This window comes from Kitasatospora sp. NPDC056531, from assembly GCF_042794375.1.
Lineage (GTDB): Bacteria > Actinomycetota > Actinomycetes > Streptomycetales > Streptomycetaceae > Kitasatospora.
On sequence record NZ_JBHTTU010000006.1, the window covers coordinates 163,450 to 186,192 of the forward strand.

23 protein-coding genes and 5 pseudogenes are annotated in these 22,743 nt (G+C 70.7%); 15 read left to right on the forward strand and 13 right to left on the reverse strand.

From position 1 onward, the window contains the following. Positions 1–107: 107 nt before the first annotated feature. Together ACFQ87_RS09570 and ACFQ87_RS09575 are read left to right on the forward strand one after the other, a co-directional pair. Positions 108–323: pseudogene (locus ACFQ87_RS09570) on the forward strand (transposase); the annotation flags it as partial. Positions 324–583: 260 nt separating this feature from the next. Beyond that, on the forward strand, positions 584–1,744 hold the full coding sequence (locus tag ACFQ87_RS09575) for a PP2C family protein-serine/threonine phosphatase (RefSeq protein WP_380610058.1): 1,161 nt from the start codon (positions 584–586) through the stop codon (positions 1,742–1,744). Positions 1,745–1,984: 240 nt separating this feature from the next. Here the strand turns inward: ACFQ87_RS09575 and ACFQ87_RS09580 are convergent. Together ACFQ87_RS09580 and ACFQ87_RS09585 are read right to left on the reverse strand one after the other, a co-directional pair. After that, a pseudogene (locus ACFQ87_RS09580) lies at positions 1,985–3,186 on the reverse strand (PP2C family protein-serine/threonine phosphatase). Between the two features lie 219 nt (positions 3,187–3,405). Then, positions 3,406–3,474, reverse strand: a pseudogene (locus ACFQ87_RS09585) (hypothetical protein); the annotation flags it as partial. Between the two features lie 108 nt (positions 3,475–3,582). Here ACFQ87_RS09585 and ACFQ87_RS09590 point away from each other — a divergent pair. Then, a pseudogene (locus ACFQ87_RS09590) lies at positions 3,583–4,117 on the forward strand (transposase); the annotation flags it as partial. A gap of 83 nt (positions 4,118–4,200) precedes the next feature. Here the strand turns inward: ACFQ87_RS09590 and ACFQ87_RS09595 are convergent. Beyond that, positions 4,201–4,395 carry a cold shock domain-containing protein gene (locus tag ACFQ87_RS09595; RefSeq protein WP_380610152.1) on the reverse strand — a complete coding sequence of 65 codons (195 nt, stop codon included), beginning with the start codon at positions 4,393–4,395 and terminating at the stop codon, positions 4,201–4,203. A 233-nt stretch (positions 4,396–4,628) separates the two neighbouring features. Next, positions 4,629–4,988: a hypothetical protein gene (locus ACFQ87_RS09600; protein WP_380610153.1), complete on the reverse strand. Its 360-nt coding sequence runs from the start codon at positions 4,986–4,988 to the stop codon at positions 4,629–4,631. Here ACFQ87_RS09600 and ACFQ87_RS09605 point away from each other — a divergent pair. Both ACFQ87_RS09605 and ACFQ87_RS09610 read left to right on the forward strand, forming a co-directional pair. Next, positions 4,902–5,081, forward strand: a complete 180-nt coding sequence (locus ACFQ87_RS09605; protein WP_380610163.1) for a hypothetical protein — start codon at positions 4,902–4,904, stop codon at positions 5,079–5,081. The two genes, ACFQ87_RS09600 and ACFQ87_RS09605, sit on opposite strands and share 87 nt — an antisense overlap. Before the next feature lie 196 nt (positions 5,082–5,277). Further along, complete coding sequence (locus ACFQ87_RS09610; RefSeq protein WP_380610059.1) at positions 5,278–6,540, forward strand: hypothetical protein; 1,263 nt, start codon at positions 5,278–5,280, stop codon at positions 6,538–6,540. Between the two features lie 76 nt (positions 6,541–6,616). Here ACFQ87_RS09610 and ACFQ87_RS09615 read toward each other — a convergent pair whose 3' ends face one another. Beyond that, complete coding sequence (locus ACFQ87_RS09615; protein ID WP_380610060.1) at positions 6,617–7,525, reverse strand: LysR family transcriptional regulator; 909 nt, start codon at positions 7,523–7,525, stop codon at positions 6,617–6,619. Between the two features lie 266 nt (positions 7,526–7,791). Between ACFQ87_RS09615 and ACFQ87_RS09620 the strand changes: the two genes are divergently transcribed. The 4 genes from ACFQ87_RS09620 to ACFQ87_RS09635 all read left to right on the forward strand — a co-directional run bounded on the left by ACFQ87_RS09620 (position 7,792) and on the right by ACFQ87_RS09635 (position 11,885). Then, a complete protein-coding gene (locus tag ACFQ87_RS09620; protein WP_380610061.1) occupies positions 7,792–8,580 on the forward strand; it encodes a gamma-glutamyl-gamma-aminobutyrate hydrolase family protein in 789 nt (262 codons plus the stop codon). Positions 8,581–8,666: 86 nt separating this feature from the next. Then, positions 8,667–9,344 carry a FadR/GntR family transcriptional regulator gene (locus ACFQ87_RS09625; protein ID WP_380610154.1) on the forward strand — a complete coding sequence of 226 codons (678 nt, stop codon included), beginning with the start codon at positions 8,667–8,669 and terminating at the stop codon, positions 9,342–9,344. Beyond that, positions 9,341–10,786, forward strand: coding sequence for an amino acid permease (locus tag ACFQ87_RS09630; RefSeq protein ID WP_380610062.1), 1,446 nt, complete (start codon positions 9,341–9,343; stop codon positions 10,784–10,786). Before ACFQ87_RS09625 ends, ACFQ87_RS09630 begins: the two co-directional genes overlap by 4 nt. 82 nt (positions 10,787–10,868) lie before the next feature. Further along, a complete protein-coding gene (locus tag ACFQ87_RS09635) occupies positions 10,869–11,885 on the forward strand; it encodes an asparaginase (protein WP_380610063.1) in 1,017 nt (338 codons plus the stop codon). 29 nt (positions 11,886–11,914) lie between these two features. On the opposite strand, the pseudogene ACFQ87_RS09640 reads toward ACFQ87_RS09635, so the two are convergent. The 3 genes and pseudogenes from ACFQ87_RS09640 to dnaK all read right to left on the reverse strand — a co-directional run. Beyond that, a pseudogene (locus ACFQ87_RS09640) lies at positions 11,915–12,325 on the reverse strand (Hsp20/alpha crystallin family protein); the annotation flags it as partial. 19 nt (positions 12,326–12,344) lie between these two features. Next, positions 12,345–12,995: a nucleotide exchange factor GrpE gene (gene grpE / locus ACFQ87_RS09645; RefSeq protein WP_380610064.1), complete on the reverse strand. Its 651-nt coding sequence runs from the start codon at positions 12,993–12,995 to the stop codon at positions 12,345–12,347. A 47-nt stretch (positions 12,996–13,042) separates the two neighbouring features. Further along, positions 13,043–14,899: a molecular chaperone DnaK gene (gene dnaK / locus ACFQ87_RS09650; RefSeq protein WP_380610065.1), complete on the reverse strand. Its 1,857-nt coding sequence runs from the start codon at positions 14,897–14,899 to the stop codon at positions 13,043–13,045. 157 nt (positions 14,900–15,056) lie between these two features. On the opposite strand from dnaK, the gene ACFQ87_RS09655 reads away from it, so the two are divergent. Beyond that, the gene (locus ACFQ87_RS09655) at positions 15,057–15,350 is read left to right on the forward strand and encodes a helix-turn-helix domain-containing protein (RefSeq protein WP_380610066.1); all 294 of its coding nucleotides are present in this window, start codon (positions 15,057–15,059) and stop codon (positions 15,348–15,350) included. A gap of 43 nt (positions 15,351–15,393) precedes the next feature. Here the strand turns inward: ACFQ87_RS09655 and ACFQ87_RS09660 are convergent, their stop codons facing one another. The 4 genes from ACFQ87_RS09660 to ACFQ87_RS09675 all read right to left on the reverse strand — a co-directional run bounded on the left by ACFQ87_RS09660 (position 15,394) and on the right by ACFQ87_RS09675 (position 17,162). After that, complete coding sequence (locus tag ACFQ87_RS09660) at positions 15,394–15,792, reverse strand: DUF2267 domain-containing protein (protein ID WP_380610067.1); 399 nt, start codon at positions 15,790–15,792, stop codon at positions 15,394–15,396. Positions 15,793–15,853: 61 nt separating this feature from the next. Further along, positions 15,854–16,252 (reverse strand): DUF2267 domain-containing protein, encoded by a 399-nt coding sequence (locus ACFQ87_RS09665; protein WP_380610068.1) that lies wholly within the window; start codon positions 16,250–16,252, stop codon positions 15,854–15,856. 65 nt (positions 16,253–16,317) lie between these two features. Then, entirely contained in the window at positions 16,318–16,611 is a 294-nt protein-coding gene (locus tag ACFQ87_RS09670) for an STAS domain-containing protein (RefSeq protein ID WP_380610069.1), read from the reverse strand. A gap of 116 nt (positions 16,612–16,727) precedes the next feature. Beyond that, a complete protein-coding gene (locus tag ACFQ87_RS09675) occupies positions 16,728–17,162 on the reverse strand; it encodes an Hsp20/alpha crystallin family protein (RefSeq protein WP_380610070.1) in 435 nt (144 codons plus the stop codon). Between the two features lie 109 nt (positions 17,163–17,271). Between ACFQ87_RS09675 and ACFQ87_RS09680 the strand changes: the two genes are divergently transcribed. The 5 genes from ACFQ87_RS09680 (at position 17,272) to ACFQ87_RS09700 (ending at position 22,405) form a co-directional block, all read left to right on the forward strand. Then, positions 17,272–17,949 (forward strand): type III effector protein, encoded by a 678-nt coding sequence (locus tag ACFQ87_RS09680; protein ID WP_380610071.1) that lies wholly within the window; start codon positions 17,272–17,274, stop codon positions 17,947–17,949. A gap of 431 nt (positions 17,950–18,380) precedes the next feature. Beyond that, positions 18,381–20,291 (forward strand): molecular chaperone HtpG, encoded by a 1,911-nt coding sequence (htpG, locus tag ACFQ87_RS09685; protein ID WP_380610072.1) that lies wholly within the window; start codon positions 18,381–18,383, stop codon positions 20,289–20,291. Between the two features lie 305 nt (positions 20,292–20,596). Beyond that, positions 20,597–21,238, forward strand: coding sequence for a hypothetical protein (locus ACFQ87_RS09690; protein WP_380610073.1), 642 nt, complete (start codon positions 20,597–20,599; stop codon positions 21,236–21,238). A gap of 340 nt (positions 21,239–21,578) precedes the next feature. After that, positions 21,579–22,079, forward strand: a complete 501-nt coding sequence (locus tag ACFQ87_RS09695) for a J domain-containing protein (RefSeq protein WP_380610074.1) — start codon at positions 21,579–21,581, stop codon at positions 22,077–22,079. Further along, a complete protein-coding gene (locus ACFQ87_RS09700; RefSeq protein WP_380610075.1) occupies positions 22,070–22,405 on the forward strand; it encodes an STAS domain-containing protein in 336 nt (111 codons plus the stop codon). The genes ACFQ87_RS09695 and ACFQ87_RS09700 overlap by 10 nt, the downstream gene beginning before the upstream one ends. Before the next feature lie 86 nt (positions 22,406–22,491). Here ACFQ87_RS09700 and ACFQ87_RS09705 read toward each other — a convergent pair whose 3' ends face one another. Continuing rightward, entirely contained in the window at positions 22,492–22,626 is a 135-nt protein-coding gene (locus ACFQ87_RS09705; RefSeq protein WP_380610076.1) for a hypothetical protein, read from the reverse strand. Positions 22,627–22,743 lie beyond the last annotated feature (117 nt).

Sequence of the window (22,743 nt, forward strand, 5' to 3'; positions counted from 1 at the left end):
CTCGGACCCGACCGTCGCATCCATCGAACGGCGGCACTCGACGACCCGTATGGCCCAGGGACGGCGACCAGGACAGACGACCTGAGAGCGGTCGAGCGGGCGGGAGGCTGCGGCCCAAGCCCGGACGCGCCGCCTACAGCCGCCGCAAAGCCATCGTCGAACCCATCTTCGGTCAGATCATGACCTGCCAGACGGGCCGCCAACTCCTCCTGCGTGGCGAGGACGGCGCCCGGGGCGAGCGGCGACTGCCGGCCGCCTGCCACAACTTCCGCAAGGCATTCCGACACGCCGGAACCACCGGACTCGCCGCGCCGGCCAACTGATCGGCCAGCCAGCGCGGCCCCCGACGCGCTCCACCCCGGGCCCCGGACCCACCCGCCAGCCCCGCAGCCGCCAATCAGGCGACCGGACGGCCGATCCCGCCGACCGCCGAGTGCGCATTCGGCCAACCAGTTGCCCGTTACTGACACACGCTCCTAGCGACTCGAGGCAGACGAACATCACGCACTGTCCGTGACAGGAGGGCTTCCCACCGCGATCGAGGTGCCATGACCACGCCGCAGGGACTTCCTATACTGCCTGTATGACCGGTCAGAGGCGGTCCGCACCGCAAGCCCGGAAGCGGATCGTGCCGTCCGACTACGTGAACCTCATGCCGTTCGCGATCATCCTGCTGACGGCTCTACTGGACCTGACCACTCCACTGGATCTGCAGTTCGACCGACTCCTGTCGGCCGCACCCGCGCTGGCCGCCTGCGCGTGGTCGGTCAGGGGGACCCTTGCCATCGGGCTGCTCAGCTTGGTGACGAATGTCGGCCTGGCTGCCGCCCAGGGGCTGCTCGAACGCCCCGGGCACTTCTTCACCGTGGGGGCGATAGCGGCGGTCACGCTGGCTGCCGCCGTCGCCAGCGGCGCCCGTCAGAAGCGGGAACGCACCCTCGCCGACGTCCGCTCGGTGGCCGAGACCGCCCAGCGGGTGCTGCTGCGCCCCGTCCCGCACCGCCTCGGCCAGGTCAGCATCGACACCTTCTACATGGCCGCCGCAGCGGAAGCCCAGATCGGCGGCGACCTGTACGAGGCAGTGCGCACGCCCCACGGTGTACGGCTGCTCATCGGTGACGTACGCGGCAAGGGCCTGCACGCCGTGGAGGCGGCCGCGGTCATGCTCGGCGCCTTCCGAGAGGCCGCGCACGACGAACCCGACCTCCCCCACCTGGCACGACGGGTGGAGACCAGCATGAGTCGCGCCGCGGCCCAGATGCCGGGCGGCGACGTCGCGGAGCGTTTCGTCACCGCCGTGTTCGTCGAGGTCCCCGACGACGAGCCCACCGTCCGGCTCGTCAACTGCGGGCATCCGCCACCGCTGCTCCTCCACGACGGACAGGTATGCGAGCTGGAACCGTCCGCCCCTTCACCCCCCATCAACCTGGGGATGCTCGTGGACGACGACTACCACGTGGACGTGGCCCCCTTCACCGCCGGGGACCAACTGATTCTCTACACCGACGGCGTGACCGAGACCCGCGACTCCAGTGGGAGCTTCTACCCACTCACCGAACGTGTCCGCCCCTGGATCGCGGCCGCTCCCGGCGAGCTCCTCGACCGACTCCGCCAGGACCTCATCGTCTACAGTGACGGCGCCCTGCACGACGACATCGCAGCGCTCGCCGCACGACGCCTCCCGGAGGCGGCCGGAACGGCGGAGCACGTCGGTGGTCACGTGACGGTTCGGCCGATGGCGTGACGGGCGCACGGGGGTGACGCCCACCAGGGTCACCCGCCCCGGGACGCAGGTTCTGACGCAACGCACTGCCGAACAAGGCGATCGCGGCTGCCGCCGGCCGCGACGGAATCCGCGGTCGCGACACCGTGACCACGCAACCGCAGCGGTCCTCCGCTCTGAGGAGAGCGAGCCGTGCGCGGCGTAGGCTATCGCGACTCACTGTGGTCACAGGTGCAGCTGAGCTGGGGCTCAGTAGGCGATTCAATGAGTGTCGGGGTGCCATTCGACGAGCAGGATGGTGGCGTCGTCACCGAGGTCGCCACCCTGGTGTTCGAGGATCGCGTGGATGAGCAGCCGCAGCACCTCGGAAGGCTGCTGGCCGGCCGCTGAGGAACGGATGATGAAGTCCGTGAACCGGTCCCCGCCGAACGCCTCGCCGTCCTCGCCACAGGCTTCGGTGACGCCGTCGGTGTAGAGGAGCACCCGGTCGCCGGGTTCCAGCGTCGTCTCGTGCACCTCACGGTGGCTGGGCGCGAGCCGGAACGGCAGGCCCATCGGCGGCTGAGGGGGGCTTTCCAGGGCGTGCTCCAGCACGCGTTCGTTGCGGATCAGCAGGGGCGGCGGGTGACCGCAGTTGCACCACTGCAGCACGCCGGTGTCCACGTCCAGCCGGCACAGCACGCCGCTGCAGGACTGTTCGGGGAGCCACTCGGCGAGCGCCTGGTCCACCGCCTCGATCATGTCCGGCAGGTCGGCGCCGGAGCGGCGGGCGTTGCGGCAGCCGGCCATCACCATCGCGGTGGTCAGCCCCGAAGAGAGGTCGTGGCCCGTCGCGTCGAAGATGCTGGCGTGCAGGATGTTCCTGGTCACCGAGTGGTCGAAGGCGTCGCCGCCGAGCGCGTAGGCGGGTTCCAGCACGACGGTGGAGATCACGCCGGCGCGGCCGACGCTGTGCGGTGGCAGGAAGGCGCGCAGCATCTCGGTGGGCAGCGTCAAGCGCTGCGTGCGGGAACGGGCAACGAGCCAGTCGCTGTAGGTGCGCTTGGAGGCGACCACCATGGCCAGGACCCCAGCCAGCATCCGGCAGCGGCGCAGCCGCGTCCCGTCCAGGACGCCGGCCCGCACGCCCAGCACGCCGAGCCGCTCCGCGCCGTCCACCATCGGCAGCCACGCCGTCACGCCGTCCAGGGACTCGTGGACGCGCAGCGACAGTGTGCGGTAGGCCCAGCCCCCTCACTGGAGTCCACCAGCAGCCGGTCGGTCTGTTCGTCGAGGGGGATGAGCAGATGCTGGCGGAGGTCGGCGACGTAGACCGTGGCACTGTCCAGGCCGAGTGCCCGGGCGGCACGGTTCGCCAGTGCGGGCAGACGGTGGGGGGCGATCGCGTTGGCCTCGGCGAGCAGCTGTTCCAGCAGCCGCTCGTCCGCCCCCGTGGCGGCCGCCCGGTCGTCCTCGTCGGCCATGACACCACCTCCGCCTTCTCAGTCTTGCACCCATCCGTCCGGGTCTCATTCCGGCCGGGGAGCGGCGGCGATTAGCGGTGGACGATCGCGACCGACGTGCTGGCCGATCCGGGCTGGCTGGGCCGGCTCGATCTGTCCTTCGTCGACGCGTCGTGGCAACGGCAGGTGCAGGGCAGCTGGTGACGACGGCTGCCCGGCGGGAGGAGTCCGCGTCGCGTGTCAGGCGCCGAAGTCGGCGAGGATCCCGCCCCACAGCGTGACCCGCGCGGCCAGGGCGCGGCGGACCGTGTCGGCGCACTGGGCCCAGCGCTCCTGGTCGTCACCACAGGTCGATCAGCATCTGCATCGCCTTCGGTGTGCTGCTCGCCGTCCACCTCGATGTGCCGCGCGAGGTAGTCCTCTTCGGCCGGCGGCCCCTTCGGACAGGACGCCTTCACCATCGACTGGGACCGCGAGCGGGTCACCTGCCCGAACGGGGCCGTCAGCACCCAGTGGCACCACCGAAACTCACAGCACGGCGCGCCCGTCATTCGGGTCGGCTTCAGCCCGGCCGACTGCCGCCCTTGCCCCCACCTGCGCGACTGCGTCGACTCACCCACGGCCCAGCGCCGTGAGCTCACCCTCCGGCAGCGCGACGAACACGAAGCCGTCCACAAGGCCTGGGCCGAGCAGCAGACCGACGCCTGGAAAGAGCGCTACAAGATGCGTGCCGGGGTCGAGGGCGCCATCTCCCTGGGTGTCCAGCGCTGCGGCCTACGCAGATCCCGCTGGCGGGGCCTCGCGAAGACCGGCCTCCAGCACCAGCTCACCGGCCGCCATCAACCTCGCCCGCATCGACCTCCACCTCACCGAAACCCCCCGGGCCCGCACCCGCACCAGCCACTTCACAGCACTTCGCCCCGCCGACCAACCGGTCGGCGGGGCGAAGTGATCAAGGCCCGCATTAACCAACAGCGTCCGGGCACGTGCGCGGTGCGGGCCCCTCGCTGCCAGGCGGGTGCCATGGCAGAAGAATTACAGCGGGCGAATGTTCTCGGCCTGCGGGCCCTTCTGGCCCTGCGTGACGTCGAACTCGACCTTCGGGCCCTCGAGCAGCTCACGGAAGCCGTTGACGTTGATGTTCGAGGGACGGCCAGGCCGAGCGCAGCGACCACCGAGATCACTACCAGGACCGTGAACCCGACGGTCTGCCCGGCCCACACCTGCCAGGGCTTGGGCGAAGGCGTTCCGGACGCGCGGCCGGCCAGGAACAGCACCGACAGCACGATCACGTCATCGACGTTGGTCCCAGCGAACAGACCTGCCGCCGTCACGATCGTCTTGACCAGCTCGCCCCCGACGCGAACCTACCGGCCTCGTCCCGACCGCGTCACGGCCCTGAGGAGGATCCGAACGACCGGGCGGCCGGCTCCTCTTCCACGTCGTTGCCGCCCTGACCAAGTTCATCCGCGAGCTGATCGCCTCCGGCACCCGCGACGGCGAACCGCAGTGCTGGCCAGTGCTCGGCGAAGAAGATCTCCTTGACCTCGCGCACCGCATAGTGGACGAGGCCCCGGCCAGCGGGTCGGCCCACCAGAAGCCGAAAGGAAGTGTTCAGGACCAGGCCGGCCAGGACGGCGGCGGCCAGCAGGCCGTCGATCAGCGTGACCCGGCCCTCGGTCTTCAGGACCGGGTTGTCCAGGGCCGTGCCGGTGCGGGCCTTGCCTGCGGCGAGCGTGAACATCACCGCGACCGCCGGCCGGCTCGCGGGCCAGCGTGACGTGGGACGCGTCACCGCCGAGGGCGCCGATCTCGGCGCGCACCCAGCGCATCGCCGCCTGTTGGTCGGCCAGTCCGAAGGTTCCGGAACCCGGCAGGCCGCTGTGGGCGAGGACCGGTGGGGCGGTTGCCGCTGACAGATCCGCGACCTGTTCACCGGTCAGGCAGCGCTCCACGATCGCCTGTCGTCAGCCCCGTCGCGTCCGCACGTGTGCGGACTTTCATTGGGCGACAAGTCCACAAGTGATCGGATTTGATCGCAACAGCTCCCACAGGGCAGGCTCGGTGTCGCACAGTGGCGGATCCGCCACGGTCCGGCACGGAGGGAGCCGCATGTCCGGGACCGAGAACAGCAAACCGACTGCACATGTCGTTGTCGGGTACACCCCGCAGGACGGTTTCGTCGCCGTCCAACTCAATCCGCCCCCAGCGGAATACGTGTGGCACGACCGGCGGGCCGAGCACCACCGGGAACGGTTCGGGCCGGGTAATGGCTACCAGCAGTGGCTCGCCGTCGACGCCGCCACCGGTGCCGTTTGGTTCGGGGACACCGACTGGCGAACCCAGGACGAGGGCGCCGCCCCCTGGCTTCCGGGGCACCGCCGGGCCGCGGCCGGCGATGGCGCTCTGCCTTCCCCGGCCGTGTTCGCGCTCCTGCTCACCCACCGCACTGTCGACGAGCAGGGCGCCGATACCTGGCGCTTCTTCAGCGCCGAGGAGCTCTACACACTGGTCCGACGGATCCTGCCCATGGTCCAGCGGGTGATCGGCTCGCTGCATCGTGTGGGCCCGGCCGGGGATCTGGAGTGGTCCGCCGAGGCTGCCACGGCCTGGACCGATCTCGAACAGGCCTGCCTCTACACGCTCGATGCGACGGGCACGGTGGCCTGGTCCGAACCCCGCATGAGCCCGGTTCCCGGATGGCGGGTCGAAGTGGCGGACTTCCTCGCCCGGAATCCGGAGCTGTGCGATCCGGCTTGGGCGACGGCTACCGACGCCGAGCTGGACGCCTACGCCACTTACGAACCCGATTCCGGGTACGGCGGCGTTCCGGGACGGATGTGCACTCCGGCGGGCGTCCAGATCGAGGAGGGCTACACCTTCTACGGTCACCGTGCGGCTCTGTACGCCTACCGCGCGGCCGCTTGCGGCGACCGCGCCCCGGTCGAAGCCGGGCTCTGGCTGCGGACCAGCGATGCCGGACGGAGCAGTTGGGAGGGCGCGAAGGTCGTGGGAGCGAGTCTCGCCGACGCCCCTGACTGCGTGTTGGACCACCTCGCCGAGACGTTCCGCAGCGCTGCGGCCGACGACGGTGTGGTCCTCACCGGCCTGGCGGCCTACCTGCGGCAACAGCGGGCCGAGGAAAGGGAGGCGGTCGACGACACGCTTGCCGCCACCGGGGAGGAGCTGAAGCGCTTGGAGGAGTTGCTCAAGGAGGTCCGCCTGGTCCGGAACACCGTCCTGACCCGGGTCCTCAGCTGGACCGACGGGCGGGACGACGAGGTGATCGCCCGTCTCGCGGCGATGTCCCCCGTCGCCGTGGCCGAGTGGCGGGAGCGGCTCACCGCCGACCGGAGTGTCCGACCGGAGGGGTGAGAGGCTGCCCGGAGGGCCGGCCCGCAGGCGGGCCTGCGACGTTCGGGTCCGAACTCGTCGAGGCGTTGCCCCCGCCTCATGAGAGGGCGGCCAGCGCCTGCGCGGCGAGCATCCGTTCCAGGGCCAGGAGCGCGCGCGGGGCGTGCCGGGTGTCGATGCGGACCGTGTAGATGAAGCGCGTCAGCTCCGGGTCGGCGAGGGGGCGCGCCACGACCTGGGTGCTACCCGGGGGGAGGGCCAGCCGCGGCATGACGGCGACACACAGGCCGGCGGCCACGAAGCCGAGCACGGTGTTGAAGTCGTCGCCGTCGTATTCCAGGCGGGCCTGGAAGCCCGGTGTCTTGGCCATCTGAGCGAGCAGTTCCAGGCGCAACGCGGCCTCCGGAGCCGCTATCCAGGTCTCGGCCGCGAGGCCGGCCAGGTCGATGACGTCCCGGTGGGCGAGGTGGTGGTCGGCCGGGACCACCGCCACGACCGGGTCCCGTGCGACCAGCGTTCGGCGCAGCCCCCGGGGCGGTGGCATCGGGATGAAGTCGTAGTCGTAGCTGAGGGCCAGGTCCATGTCTCCCCGCTTGAGCCGGCCGTAGCCGACTTCGGGCTCCACTTGGGAGAGGCTGACCTGCACATCCGGATAGGTCGCGTGAAGCTCTGCCAGCGCCTGCGGGACGATGCCGGCGGCGGCGGAGGCGAAGGCGCCGAGCCTGATCCGTCCGGCAGTGCCCGCACGCATGGCGTCGAGTTCCACGGACGCCGCCGCCAGTGCGCTTCGGACGCGCTGTTCGGCGTCGAGGAGGACCATGCCGGCCGGGGTGGCGCGCACGGGGCGGCGCTCGATCAGGATGAGGCCGGCGCGGCGTTCGAGTTCGGCGATCTGTTGCGAGACGGCGGGCGCGCTGTAGCCCAGCTCGCGTGCGGCGGCGTTGAAGGAGCGGTGGCGGACCACGGCTTCGAGGGTGGCGAGCAACCGGGGGTCGAGTTTCTGCACGGAGTTAAGGCTCACTTATCTGTCGCGAAGATGTCTTTTCTTGTGCTTAAGCATGAACGGCAGCAGGATTCTTGCTCGCGGCCCGGATGCGCAAGCCTCCGCGCCCGGGTCCGCGACCCAACCACCTCCCTCGTCGGCCGCGTTCGTGCGTCCGCGGGGCCGTGCACCCCCTCTTCCGCAGTCTCCTGACCCCGCGTCCGTCGGGCGGGTGGGCTGCGGAGGAGACGGCCGTCGACGATCGACTCCCGCCCCTGAAAGGAAGTGGTATGCCCAAGCCGCTCATCGGACTGACCACCTACCTCGCCGACGCTCAGTGGGGGGAGTGGGAGCTGCCCGCCGCGCTGCTGCCCGCGGCGTACATCAGCTGTCTCCAGGCGGCGGGCGGCCGCGTGGTCCTGCTGCCGCCGGACGCGCCGGAAGCCGCGGCCGATGTCGTCGCGCGCCTGGACGCGATCGTCCTGACCGGCGGCGAGGACGTGGATCCCGCGCTGTACGGGGCGCGGCCGCATCCGTGCACGGGACCGCCGGTGCACGAGCGCGACCGGTGGGAGTGGGCCGTACTGGCCGAGGCTCTCGCGCGTGACATGCCGGTGCTGGGAGTGTGTCGCGGAATGCAGTTGATGAACGTGCACGCAGGCGGAACCCTGATCCAGCACCTCCCCGAAACGGTGGGTCACCACGGGCACAACCTGCACGGCGGCCACTTCTCCCCCCATGCCGTCACCACGGTGCCGGGGACGCGGATCGGCGCACTCCTTCCGGGGACCCGCCAGGTCGCCACGCACCATCATCAGGCGGTGGACTCCCTCGGGACCGGCTTGATCGTGGGCGCCCGCACGGCGGACGGCACCATCGAGGCGGTCGAGAGCACCCGGCACCGCTTCGCGGTCGGCGTGCAGTGGCACCCCGAAATGGCTTTCGATTCGGCCGTGGTGCACGCCCTGGTGGCCGCCGCCAGGTCGGCCCCGAACCCCGCTCCGGGTCGCATCGCCGAGAGCAAGGTGCGCATCCGGCGGAGTACACCGGAGGTCACTCCGTCGACCCCGATGTCTTGACACCACTGTGCTCCGACCCCCAGGATCACCCCGTGAACCTGTCAGACAGCCAGACAGGTGGTCCGATCCCACGGCGCGTCAGCGCGATGGAAGCGGTGTTCGGCCACCTGCGCAGCGCCATCGAGCGCGGTCAGTACGCCGTGGGGGACAAGCTCCCCTCGGAAGCAGAGCTGTGCCGGACCCTGGAGGTCAGCCGGCCCGTGCTGCGGGAGGCACTCCGCGCCCTGCAGGCCATGGGCCTGACGGTCTCGAAGACCGGCAAGGGCACCTTCGTCGTGGCGAACACGGTCGAAGACCCCACCTTCGGCGACTACGCGGCCAGCGACCTGCTGGAGGTGCGCCGGCACGTCGAGATCCCGGTCGCCGGATACGCGGCGCTGCGCCGGACCCCGGAGGACCTGGACCACCTGGCCCACCTGCTCGACCGGATGGAGCGGGAGACCGACACCACCGCATGGGTCGCGCTGGACACCGTCTTCCACCTGGCGGTGGCCGAGGCTTCCCGCAATCCGGTCTTCCGCCGGGTGATCGAGGAGATCCGTGACGCACTGGCGCGTCAGTCGACCTTCCTCAACGAACTCGGCGGTCGGCGTGAGCAGTCCAACTGCGAGCACCGGGCGATCGTCGAGGCCCTGATCGACGGTTCCGAGCCCGACGCCGTCGAGGCGATGTCCCACCACCTCCACCGCGTGGAGGCCACCCTCACCGACATCGTGCGCCCCCAGCGCGCGGACACCTCAAGAGAAGGCAGAGCCGAGGCGTGAGCGAGCAGTTCCTCAAAGACGAGAAGCGCCCCACGACCCGTCACGTCGACGCCGGCGACACCGGCTACAGCAAGTCCCTGAAAGCCCGGCACGTCAACATGATCGCCATCGGCGGTGCCATCGGCACCGGGCTGTTCCTCGGCGCGGGCGGACGGCTCGCCGACGCCGGGCCCTCCCTGTTCGTCGCGTACGCCGTCTGCGGCGTCTTCGCGTTCCTCGTCGTGCGAGCGCTCGGCGAACTCGTCCTGTACCGCCCGTCCTCCGGCGCCTTCGTCTCGTACGCCCGGGAGTTCCTCGGGGAGAAGGGCGCCTACACCGCCGGCTGGATGTACTTCCTCAACTGGGCGACCACCGGCATCGCCGACATCACCGCCGTCGCCACGTACACCCACTACTGGCACCTGTTCTCGGACGTCCCGCAATGGGTGATCGCTCTCATAGCCCTGGCCGTGGTCCTCACCGTGAACCTCATCTCGGTGCGGATCTTCGGCGAACTGGAGTTCTGGTTCGCCATCGTCAAGGTCAGCGCCCTGGTCGTCTTCATGGGCATCGGGATCTTCCTGCTCGTCACCCAGCACCCGGTCGACGGCGCCGTCCCCGGCCCGTCCCTGATCACCGACAACGGCGGGATCTTCCCCAACGGGCTGCTGCCGATGCTGCTGATCATCCAGGGCGTCGTCTTCGCCTACGCCTCCGTCGAACTGGTCGGCGTGACGGCCGGGGAGACCGAGAACCCCGAGAAGATCATGCCTAAGGCGATCAACTCGATCATGTGGCGCGTGGGCGTGTTCTACGTCGGCTCGGTCGTGCTGCTGTCGATGCTGATGCCGTGGAACAAGTACACCTCAGGCCAGAGTCCCTTCGTGACGGTGCTCTCCCACATCGGTGTCCCGGCGGCGGGCAGCGTGATGAACCTGGTCGTCCTCACCGCGGCCATGTCCTCACTCAACTCCGGCCTCTACTCCACCGGCCGCATCCTGCGCTCCATGGCCGTCAACGGATCGGCCCCGCGTTTCACCGCGCGAATGAGCCGCACCCAGGTGCCCTACGGCGGCATCCTGCTCACCAGCGGCATGTGTGTCCTCGGTGTCGGCCTCAACTTCGTGGTCCCCGCCGACGCGTTCGAGATCGTGCTCAACCTCGCGGCCATCGGCATCATCGCCACCTGGGGCATGATCATGGTCTGCCATCTCCTGTTCTGGCGGAAGACCACGGCCGGCGAACTGACCCGCCCCGACTACCGCCTGCCCGGCTCGCCCTGGACCGAACTCGTGACGCTGGCCTTCCTCGCCGCCGTCCTGGTCCTCATGTACGCCGACGGCGGCGCCGGACGCACCACCGTGCTGTGCGTACCGCTCATCGCCGCCGTGCTCGTCGCCGGCTGGTACGCGATCCGCGGCCGCCTGGCGCGCGACGCGACCACGGGCCACGATCCTTCCTGATCTACCGTCAAAAGGCGTCGGCCTCACGGCACTTCGTGAGACCGGCGCCACCCGTAGCGACCCATCATCGAACGAGGCAGTGATGCTCAGCAGTTCCCTCGCGGACGCGCCCCCGATCCGTGAGCCCATCCACGCGCCCGTCGCCCACGTCACCCGGGGCGGCGTGGTCGAGAGCACCCACTACGGTTCCGTCGTCGTCCTCGGTGGCGACGGCAAGCTCCGGTTCCATCTCGGCGACATCGAGGCAGCCTGTTACCCGCGATCGGCCCTCAAGCCCGTCCAGGCCGTCGCCATGGTCCGGGCGGGACTGCCGCTCGACGGCGAACTGCTCGCCCTCGCTATGGGCAGCCATTCCGGCGAGGAACGCCACCTCGCCGGAGCCCGGCGGATCCTGTTGCTCGCCGGCCTCACCGAGGACGACCTGCGCAACGTCCCCGACCTGCCGTATGACCAGGCCGTCCGCGACACCTGGATCCGGGAGGACCGCCCGCCCTCCCGGCTCGCCCAGAACTGCTCCGGCAAGCACGCCGCGATGCTGTACCTGTGCCGGCTCAACGGGTGGCCGCCGCAGGACTACGACGCCCCCGAGCACCCGCTCCAACGGATGATCGCGGAAGCCGTGGAGGACCTCACCGGCCAGCGCATCGCGCACGCCACCGTGGACGGCTGCGGCACCCCCCTGTTCGCCGTCTCCCTGCACGGCCTGGCCCGCGCCGCCGCGCGCATCGCCACCGGCGCACCCGGGACCCCTGAATTCCGGGTGGCGGACGCGCTGCGCAGCCACCCGGAGATGGCCTCCGGCGCCGGACGGGACGTGGCCGAGCTGATGCGCGCGGTGCCTGGGCTGATCGCCAAGGACGGCTTCGAAGGCGTCCACGTCGCCGCACTGCCGGACGGCCGCGCCGTCGCCGTGAAGATCGCCGACGGCGCGAACCGGGCGCGCGTTCCCGTGATGGCGGCCGCGCTGGCCCTCGCGGGAGTCGACGCACGGCTGCTCACCGGGTTCGCGGGGGAGCCAGCGACCGGCGGCGGTCGGCGCGTCGGCGGCGTCCGGCCGGTGGCGGCGCTGGACCCGTCGGTCCTGCTCGCTCCCGCGTGACCCGACCCACCACTCCCGGCACTCACCGCGCTGGCGCGAACGGGCGCCGGCAGGCGCACGATCCGCTCGAACGAGCCGTACCGGAAATTCGATCGCTGGGCCGTGCGCTTGTCCGCGCTGTGCTCGGCGCTGACGGCGAGGACAGCGTCATCGACGGTGACCGCGATCTCCTGCGGCTCCAGACCGGGAAGCTCGGCGTGCAACACGTAGGTGCCATCCGCCAGGTCCTCCTCGATCGCGATCGGGTGGCGGTCGTACGTGCCCCAGCGCAGCGGGGTGGTGGGGATGCCTCCTCCATTCGCTCGACCGGGTCGGGCAGCCGGGTGTTCGGGAGCAGCGTCATCGACTGAGCCATCACGGCCTCCCTTCTCCACGGCGGAATCCGTGTTCCGCCTATTCGCGTGTGCTTCGTAACGGCCCGGGAAACGGGCAGGCCGCACGGAGGCGTGGACGAATGTCCTATGCCGAGTCGGTGCGATCGGACACGGAGGAGCCGGCGCTCTGCCGGTCAGGGGCGGGCGGCTGTTCGACCGCCACCTGGGCCGGGCGCAGCAGGACCTCGCCGAGCCGATAGCCGGTGCGCAGGATCTGGGTGCAGGTGGGGCGGTCGACCCGGTCCGATTCGGTCGAGGTGACGGCCTCGTGGAGGGTGGGGTCGAAGGGTTCGCCCTCGGTGCCGAACTGCTGCACCCCGAGCGCGGCCAGTTGTTCCTCAAGGCTCCTGGCGACGGTGTCGAAGGCCGCCGCGGTGTCCTCGTGGGCTCGGGCGCGGTCGATGGTGTCGAGGATCGGCAGGAGCGAGCGGAGCACCTCGGCCACCGCACTGGCGTGGATGGCGAGGCGTTCGCGCTGGACGCGCCGGCGGAAGTTGTCGTACTCGGCCTTCACCCGCTGCAGGTCCTGAGTCCGCTCGGCCAGCGCGGCGCGCAGCGACTCACCGTCGGCTCCCGCAGGAACTTGGCCGGGCGAGGGCTCGGCGCCGCCACCGAGCAGGGCGCTGGCGGGGCTGCCGGCGCCCTGCTGGTCGCTGGGCTTGGCGGGCCGTTCCTCAGCGCCGGGCCGAAGTTGCAGGGTGTCCGGGTCGATGCGCCGCTTGTCGCGGATGACCACAGGCGAACGCTGCTCTTCGGTTTTCTTCCTCGGCCTGGATGGGGTGGTCATGCGGCGCCTCGCTTGTGCTCGTCCTCGTCCACGATCTCGGCGTCCACGACCTCCTCTCCTTCCTCGCCCTGGGTGCCGGTTGCGCCGCCACCTGGTGCACCGGGGGCGGTCTGGGCGTAGAGGGCCTGGCCCAGTTTCTGGCTGACCTGGGCGACCTTGTCGCTCGCTGCGCGGATCGCGGCGGTGTCCTCGCCCTTGAGCTTGTCCTTCAGCTCCGCCAGGGCCGTCTCCACCTCGTTCTTCACGTCGGCCGGGACCTTGTCCTGGTTGTCCTGAAGGAACTTCTCGGTGCTGTAGGCGAGTTGCTCGCCCTGGTTTCGGGTCTCGGCGGCCTCCTTCCGACGGCGGTCCTCCTCCGCGTGCTGCTCGGCTTCCCGGATCATGCGGTCGATGTCGTCCTTCGGCAGGGCGGAGCCGCCGGTGACGGTCATCTTCTGCTCCTTGCCGGTGCCGAGGTCCTTCGCGGCCACGTGCATGATGCCGTTGGCGTCGATGTCGAAGGTGACCTCGATCTGCGGCATCCCGCGCGGGGCGGGCGCGATGCCGGTCAGCTCGAACATGCCGAGCTTCTTGTTGTACGCGGCGATCTCCCGCTCGCCCTGGTAGACCTGCACGGTCACCGAGGGCTGGTTGTCCTCGGCCGTGGTGAAGACCTCCGAGCGCCGGGTGGGGATGGTCGTGTTGCGCTCGATCAGCTTGGTCATGATGCCGCCCTTGGTCTCGATGCCCAGGGACAGCGGGGTGACGTCGAGCAGCAGGACGTCCTTGACCTCGCCCTTGAGCACGCCGGCCTGCAGGGCGGCACCGATGGCGACGACCTCGTCCGGGTTGACGCCCTTGTGCGGGTCTTTGCCGGTGAGCTTCTTCACCAGGTCGGTGACGGCCGGCATACGGGTGGAGCCGCCGACCAGGATGACGTGGTCGACGTCCTTCACCTCGATCTTGGCGTCCTTGACGGCCTGGTGGAACGGGCCCTCGCAGCGCTCCAGCAGATCGGCGGTGAGCTGCTGGAACTGGGCGCGGGTGAGCTTCTCGTCCAGGTGGAGAGCGCCTTCGGCGGAGGCCGTGATGTAGGGCAGGTTGATCGTCGTCTCCGTGGCCGCCGACAGCTCGATCTTCGCCTTCTCCGCGGCCTCCCGGAGCCGCTGGGCTGCCATCTTGTCCTTGGACAGGTCGATGCCGTAGCCGTTCTTGAACTGCTTGACCAGGTGGTCGACGATCCGCTGGTCCCAGTCGTCACCGCCCAGGTGGGTGTCACCGGAGGTGGCCTTCACCTCCACCACGCCCTCGCCGATCTCCAGCAGCGACACGTCGAACGTGCCGCCGCCGAGGTCGAAAACCAGCACCGTCTGGTCGTTCTCCTTGTCCAAGCCGTACGCCAGGGCAGCCGAGGTCGGCTCGTTGATGATCCGCGCCACCTTCAGGCCCGCGATCTCACCCGCCTCCTTGGTAGCCGTGCGTTGGGAATCGTTGAAGTACGCGGGCACGGTGATCACCGCGTCCGTCACGTCCTCACCCAGATAGGACTCGGCGTCGCGCTTCAGCTTCTGCAGCACCCGCGCCGAGATCTCCTGCGCGGTGTAGCGCTTGCCGTTCACGTCCCCTTTCTCCGGGAACCGCCAGCCGCTCTCGCCCATGTGCCGCTTCACCGAGCGGGCCGTGCGGTCCACATTGGTCACGGCCTGCCGCTTGGCGACCTCGCCGACCAGCACCTCGCCGCCCTTGCCGAAAGCCACCACCGACGGGGTGGTCCGGGCGCCCTCGGCGTTGGCGATGACGGCCGGCTCGCCGCCCTCCAGCACGCAGACCACCGAGTTCGTCGTTCCCAGGTCGATACCGACTGCGCGTGACATTGCCGGGCCTCCTCTCCTGCTATCCCTCCCGTCTTGCCTCAGCGGGAGGAATGAAACTTGAGCCTCATGGACTCAAGGATAAGTCGATGGCTGCGGCTGGAGGAAATCTGTAACGTGGAAGTGAGGTTTCAGCGAGCGGCGAGGTGAGGTCGCGGTGGTGGAGCTGCCCATTGATGACGCGGATGCCGCGCTGTACACGGTGGGGCAGGTCGCCGCGATGCTGCACGTCCAGGTGGCGTTCCTGCGGCGACTGGACGAGCTGGGCGCGGTCGTGCCGACCCGTTCGGCGGGCGGCCAGCGCCGCTACTCACGCCGGGAGATCAACCGTGTCGCGGCCCTGGTGAAACTGATCAGCGAGGGACTGACCCTGGAAGGCGCGCGCCGGGTACTCGATCTCCAGGCCCGGGTGGAGGAGCTGGAGGCCGACCTGGACCGGGCCCGCGGCCAGTGACGTCCGGCGCCCGCCGCCTGGAATCCCCGGGCCGGGCGGGGTTTCAAGCGGCGGCGGCGAGGTCGGCGCGGCCGAACAGGAGCGCGTAACCGCGGGGCAGGCGGGCGAGGAGGCGGTCGGTGAGCCGGTCGCCGCCGAGGGATTCGAGGGCGGCCAGGACGGAGGAGACGTCCCAGCGGGCGCCGGTGAGGCTGGTGTCCAGGGCTCGGGCGACAGCTTCGACGAAGGCGGGCGCGGCGACGGGTTCGGGCAGGGGGATCTGCGAGGCGAAGACGGCGCGGGCCCGCTCAGGGAGCGCGGCGGCCAGCTCGCAGCGTTCCTCGCCGGTCAGCTGGGAGCCGAGAACGGCCAGGACCGCATCGAGGACGCGTTCGGCCTCCGCGTCACTGGGGTAGCGACCGAGGGTGCGGACCTGCTGGATCAGGCGGCGGTGCCGGGTCATGGCGATGGCCTTCCGGGACGGGCCGCCGCGGCGTGAGCGGCGGCACGAAAGCGGGTCAGGGTCAGTGGCCGGGTACAGGGCGGCCGAACAGGACGTCGTAGCCGGGCGGCAGCTGGAACAGGACACCCTCCATGAGGTCGTCGCCGGCGGCGTCGGCCACCGTGGACAGCACGGCGCCGATGTCCCACACGGCGGTCTTCTCGGTCGCGCCCTCGATCCAGGCCGCGGTGGCGCGCACGAACCGTTCGGGACTGAGCGGTTCGGCGGCCTGCAGGGGGCTGAGCAGGATCAGGGCGAAGGTCTCGGGCAGACGGGCCGCGAGCTTCGCGCGCACGTCGCCGACCAGGTGGGCGCCGAGCAGGGCCAGCACGACGCGGGCCGCGCGCTCGGCGTCCTGGGGTGTGTCGTACTCTCCGCGTTCCTGGACCTGGTCCAGGAACGCCTCCCATCGAAGAGTCACCGCGCATTCCTCCCTTCGTCCCGGCAAGGACCAGGCCCTGCCGGGGTGCGGGCGTGCGAGGCCGATCAGAATTCGGCGGCCAGGCGGCGGGTAAGGCCGGTGAGCTTGAGCAGCCGCGCCACGGGGTGGCCGACCCCGCGCAGGACCAGCCGCCTGCCGCACCTGTCGGCCTGGTTGCGGGCCTGGCCGAGGATGCCCAGGCCCGAGCAGTCCATGAACGTCACCTCCGACAGGTCGAGCACCACCTCCCGGTGCGCCTCGAACGCGGCGGCCAGCCGGCAGCGAAGCCGCGGCGCGGTGGCGAGGTCGATCTCACCGCCGACCCTGACCACCAGCGGTGCCGGCCGCCCATCGCGCATGGCGTTGCCAGTCGCGATGGCGCGGGCCAAACCGGGGGATGCGGGGCCGGATACGGGGGTGTTCCGTGCCGTCCCCTCGGGGGGCGGGGACGGCACGGAACGGCACAGGGACGCGGTCAGGCCTTGATCTCCTTGCGGCCACCGCTGTGGCCGATGGCGATCTTGCGGGGCTTGGCCTTCTCCGCGACCGGGATCTTCAGGGTCAGCACGCCGGAGTCGTAGTCGGCGCTGATCCCCTCGGGGTCGAGCGTGTCGGAGAGCATGACCTGGCGGGAGAACACGCCGAGCGGACGCTCGGACAGCTCCCACTTCACGTCCTCGCCCTCGTGGCGCGGACGGCGCTCGGCCTTGACGGTCAGCATGTTCCGCTCGACGTCGATGTCGATCGCGTCCGGGTCCACCCCGGGCAGGTCGAAGCAGATCACGTACTCCTCGCCCGCACGGTAGGCGTCCAGCGGCATCGGAGTCGGCCGCGACCAGGTACCGGTCGTGTTGAAGAACTGCTGGGTCAGGCGGTCCAGCTCGCGGAACGGGTCAGTGCGCAGCAGCATCGCGAAACACCTCCACTGATCGATGGGTGCCAGTGCGCTTCACCTGAAACCGTTCTAGCACGTCATCCATCCGATGACAAACGCTGGGTGTCGTCCGTAAAATGACAGCATGAGCAAGAAGCCCCCGCAGCCCGCCCCCAGGCCCGATCCGGTCTCCTTCCTCGCCGCCGCCGCGGCGCTCGCCGCCATCGACGACACCGTCCGCACCGCCCGGCAACCCGGCCGTCCCTCGGACCGGGACACGCAGGAAGGCGGCGCCGAACAGGCCCTGGCCGCGCTGGTACTGCTGCGGGAACTGCGCACCCAGCTCGCCGACTGGGAGGCCCCGCTGGTGGAGACCGCCCGAGCCGCCGGCGCCACCTGGGCCGACCTCGCCCAGCCCATGGGCGTTGCCAGCCGCCAGGCCGCCGAGAACCGCTACCTGCGCCTGCGCCCCACCAAGAACGCCTCCGCCAGCGCGGAGACCGGCGCCGAGCGCGTCAAGGCGGTGCGCGACCGCCGGGCCGCGGACCGCGCCGTCACCGCCTGGGCCCGCAACCACGCCGCCGACCTGCGCGTGCTCGCCGCCCAGGTCGCCGCACTCACCGACCTCGCCCCCCAGGCCCGCCCCGCACTCGCTGACCTCACCACCGCCCTCGGCACCCCCGACCCGGCTGACCTGATAGCTCCGCTCGCCGCGATGCGCCCCCACCTCGGCACGGGCCACCCCCACCTCGCCACCCGCCTCGACGACCTCACCCACCACACCGACCAGCTCCGCCATGACAGCGACCAACGGCGCACCTGACCCCGTCGCCGCCGCCGAAGAACGCTGGCAGCGACTCCAGGACCAGCTCGAGACCGTGGGCATCCGCATGCGGACCGAGACCGGCGCCACCATCGCCTCCATCGACGCCTGCCTGCGCAGACTCGACACCGTGCGCCGGCACCTCGCCGACCACCCCGGGGCCACCCGCACCGGCATCGCGTCCGTGGCGGGGCCGGCACCGGCACCCCCGTTGACGCCCGACCCGCGTCGGCGCCCGGACGGCACCGAGGCCGACGCCGACCCGATACCGCCCACTGTCCTGCCCCGACCGTCCGAGACCTGGCCGCCCGATCCCCGACGACCGGAGTGCGCCACGTGCAGCCACGGTCGCCTACCATGCCGCAGGCGCGAGCCGTCCAGGCTCACGCCGAACCCGTTCCCCACGCCTCACCCGGAAAAGGAGACCCAGAGTGGGTAGCAATGTCGAGACGCTGGAATTCCAGGCCGAGACCCGTCAGTTGCTCCGGTTGGTGATCCACTCGATCTACTCGAACAAGGACATCTTCCTGCGCGAGCTGATCTCGAACGCCTCCGACGCACTGGACAAGCTGCGACTGGAATCGCTGACCGACTCCGGCCTCCAGGCCGACACCTCCGACCTGCACATCGCCCTCGAAGTCGACAAGGACGCCCGCACGCTGACCATCCGCGACAACGGGATCGGCATGAGCCGGGACGACATCGTCGAGCTGATCGGCACGATCGCCAAGTCCGGCACCGCCGGCCTGCTGGACAAGCTCAAGGAAGCCAAGGACGCCGCCGCCGCGCAGAGCCTGATCGGGCAGTTCGGCGTCGGCTTCTACTCGGCGTTCATGGTCGCCGACAAGGTCACCCTGCGAACCCGGCGGGCCGGCACCGACCAGGGCACCCTGTGGGAGTCCGACGGCCAGGGCACCTACGACATCCAGGCCGTCGACGGCCTGCCCACCGGCACCTCGGTCACCCTGCACCTCAAGCCCGCCGACAGCGAGGACGCTCTCGCCGACTACCTGTCCGAGTGGAAGATCCGCCAGATCGTCAAGCAGTACTCGGACTTCATCCGCTGGCCGATCCGGATGGCCACCGAGCGCACCGACGCCGACGGCGGCGGCGAACCGGAGACGCTGAACTCGATGAAGGCGCTGTGGGCCCGTCCGCGCAGCGAGGTGACCGAGGCCGAGTACCACGAGTTCTACCAGCAGATCAGCCACGACTGGCAAGAGCCCGCCGCAACCATCCACATGCGCGCCGAGGGCACCTTCGAATACGAGGCGCTGCTCTTCCTCCCCTCGCAGGCACCGTTCGACCTGTTCTCCCGCGACACCAGGCGCGGCGTCCAGCTGTACGTCAAGCGGGTGTTCATCATGGACGACTGCGACGCGCTGATGCCCAACTACCTGCGCTTCGTCAAGGGCGTCGTCGACGCCCACGACCTGTCACTGAACATCTCCCGCGAGATCCTGCAGCACGACCGCCAGATCCAAGGTGTCCGCCGCCGCCTGGTCAAGAAGGTCCTCGGCGCGATCAAGGACATGCAGGGCAAGGACGCCGAACGCTACGCCAAGCTGTGGGCCCAGTTCGGACGCGTGCTGAAGGAAGGCCTGATCGAGGACACCGACAACACCGACACCCTCCTCGAACTGATCTCGGCCGCCTCCACGCACGATCCGCAGAAGACCACCACCCTGCGCGAGTACGTGGCGCGCATGAAGGACGGCCAGGACGCCATCTACTACCTCACCGGCGAGAGCCGCGCGATGGTGGAGAACTCCCCCCACATGGAGGCCCTCACCGCCCAGGGCTACGAGGTCCTCATCCTCACCGACCCCGTCGACGAGGTCTGGACCGACCGGGTCCCGGCCTTCGACGGCCACCGCCTGCAGTCCATCGCCAAAGGCCAGGTCGACCTCGACGAACCCGCCGACGGCGACCAGGAGGCCAACGCCGACAAGGCCCAGCACGAGCAGGACTTCGCCGCCCTGCTGCCCTGGCTGACCACCACCCTGTCCGAGCACGTCAAGCAGGTCCGCCTGTCCTCCCGGCTGACAACCTCGGCCGCCTGCATCGTCGGCGACGCCCACGACATGACCCCCACCCTGGAGAAGATGTACCGGGCCATGGGACAGGAACTGCCCTCCGTCAAGCGGATCCTGGAACTCAACCCCACCCACCCGCTGATCACCGCGCTGCGCACGGCACACCAGGCCAACCCGGACGACCCCGCACTGGCGGAGATCGCCGAACTCGTCCACGGCAGCGCCCTGCTCGCCGAAGGCGGCGACCTTCCCGAGCCCGCCCGCTTCACCCGGCTGCTCGCCGAGCGCCTGACCCACACCCTGTAACGGCACGGGGTGCGGCCGGCCACGGCACGACGCGGCCCCTGCCTGCCGCACCCCACCCCGGCCAGGGAACGTCACCAGGCGGGTCAACACCGCACAGGGCGCCACCGGATCGCGCCCCCCGTCAGACCTGACCGAGCGGGCGGGGCGCGGTGGCGTGCCGCTTCCAGGAGTCATGAGCAGAGCACCGCTGTCCTCGCCGGCATGAGGAGCCCCCGCGGCTGCACCTCACCCGGCCGCTTCGGCAGCAGGCATCGGGAGCCGGCCGCTGCCGACGGCCACCCGAACCGACCAAGGAGATCTCAAGCGTGTACGAGTACACCGACCGCAGGAATCGCAGCCTGGCCGACCGCATCCAGGCCGCCGCCGAGCGGCACCCCCAGCACGGCACCGAGCAGGACAAGGCCGCGGCGACCGCCCTGCTGGCCGACATGCTCCAGGCCGCCGCCCAGCACGACATCAACCTCGACATCCTCGACCTGGTCACCGACCTTCCCGGCAGCTGCTACCGCACCGTGTCGAAGAACCGCACCCCGGCCGACCGGATCGAGGCCGCCGCCGAGCGACGCCCCGACCAGGGAACCGAGCAGGACAAGGCCGCGGCGACCGCCCTGCTGGCCGACATGCTCCAGGCCGCCGCCCGGCACGGCATCACGCTCGCCAGCTTCGACTGGGTCACCGACCTGCCCGGCAGCTGCTACCTCGCCGTGGCCCGCAACCGCCACCTGCCGGACCGGATCGACGCCGCCGCCGAACGGCGCAGCAACCCGGGTACCGAGCAGGACAAGGCCGCGGCGACCGCCCTGCTCGCCGACATGCTCCAGGCCGCCGCCCGGCACGGGATCAGCCTCGACGCCTTCGACTGGGCCACCGACCTGCCCGGCAGCTGCTACGCCGCCGTCGTCTCCAAGAGCCGCCACGAGGCCGGCCGATGGGCTGTGGCCCGGTGAGCGACGGCGGGCCGTGCGCAACCTTCCCGACCCCGCCGGCTTCACCCGCCTGCTCGCCGAGCGCCTGACCCACACCCGGTAGTCGAGGGCACATTGAAGGCTTGCCGTCCGGGGCCTGGTGCCCGGGTGCCGGACGCGCCGTTGTGGCGCGGCGGCACCCGGGCCACGTTCACTGTGCCGGGACAGGTCGCCAACGTCGGCCGCGAGCCTCTCGCCGCCGATCTCCGGTGCCGGCCGCTCGTCCGTATAGCCCCATTTCGGGCATCTTGACAAGTGCTGGCCAAGGTTCTATCCAGGTCAATGAGGAGGTTTGCCGGGGTCACCCGGGAGGTGGTCCGCCATGACGGGATCGCGAGACCGACGCGATCACTACGCGGCGCTGGGAGTGGAACCCACGGCGTCCGCGCGGCAGGTCACCTCGGCCTATCGCTCCCTGGTCCGGCTGCTGCACCCCGACACCCGCCCCGTCGAACCGGGGTCGGCGGAGCGACTCGGCGCGGTGGTCGCCGCCTACGAGGTCCTGCACGATCCCGAGCTGCGGGCCGCCTACGACGCCGAACGCGGTGCCGCTCGGCACCCGGCCGAGCGCGCCTCGGCCGGTCCCCCGACCGCGGGCCGACGGGTGTCCGTACGAGTCGTCCGGGAAACCGGTGGGGCGGGGTCTGTGCGCGCCGCGCCCACTCCCCCCGGCGCAGCGATGCCGCACGGGTCCGAACCGCTCGTGCGGGTGGGCCCGGTGCGGGTCGTACCGCCGGGTGCGTCGGCGTGGGCGCGGGATGGTCCCGACGACCTGTGGCAGTGGATGGTGCATCGGCTGTGGGAGGTGGAGCCATGGCTGTGAACGGCAACGACTTCCGCACCGCCGTCTCCCGGTGGGACGGCCAGATCACCGTCGCGGTCACGGGCGAGATCGACCTCGCCACCGCACCCGAGCTCGAGAGCCGCGTCAAGGAGTGCCTGGCGCACCGGCCCAGGCGCGTCGACCTCGACTTCGCGCAGGTGAGGTTCTGCGACTGCTCGGGCGCGGACGCCCTGGAACGGCTGCACCGCCAGGCGCAGGAGGAAGGCATCGTCCTGAAGGTCACGGATGTACAGGCCCCGATCATCGCCCGGCTGTTCGACCTTCTCGGCCTCGCCGACCTGGTCGAACCTCACCCATCCGGCTGACCCCGGACAAGGACGACACCGGGCCGCGTACCGCGGCCTGGTGTCACGACTCGCGCGCAACCCACAGCGCGGCACCCGGCTGCGGTTCAGACTTCCGGGAGCGGCCCGGTGTAGACCAGCTCCGCGGCAGTGTGCTGCGCCTGGCGCAGATGGGTGCCGGCTCGTTCGATCGCCGCGATCGCGCGTCCCAGCTCGAAGGCGACGTCGGCCTGTTTCTGCACCGGAGTCGGCGGATCCTCCAGGACCGCGAGATGCTCCGGGTCGATCGCGTTCAGGCCCGCCGCGAGCTGGTGCAGTGTGCGGGGAAGCTGCTCCAGCAGGCCCGCCAGCGCACCGAT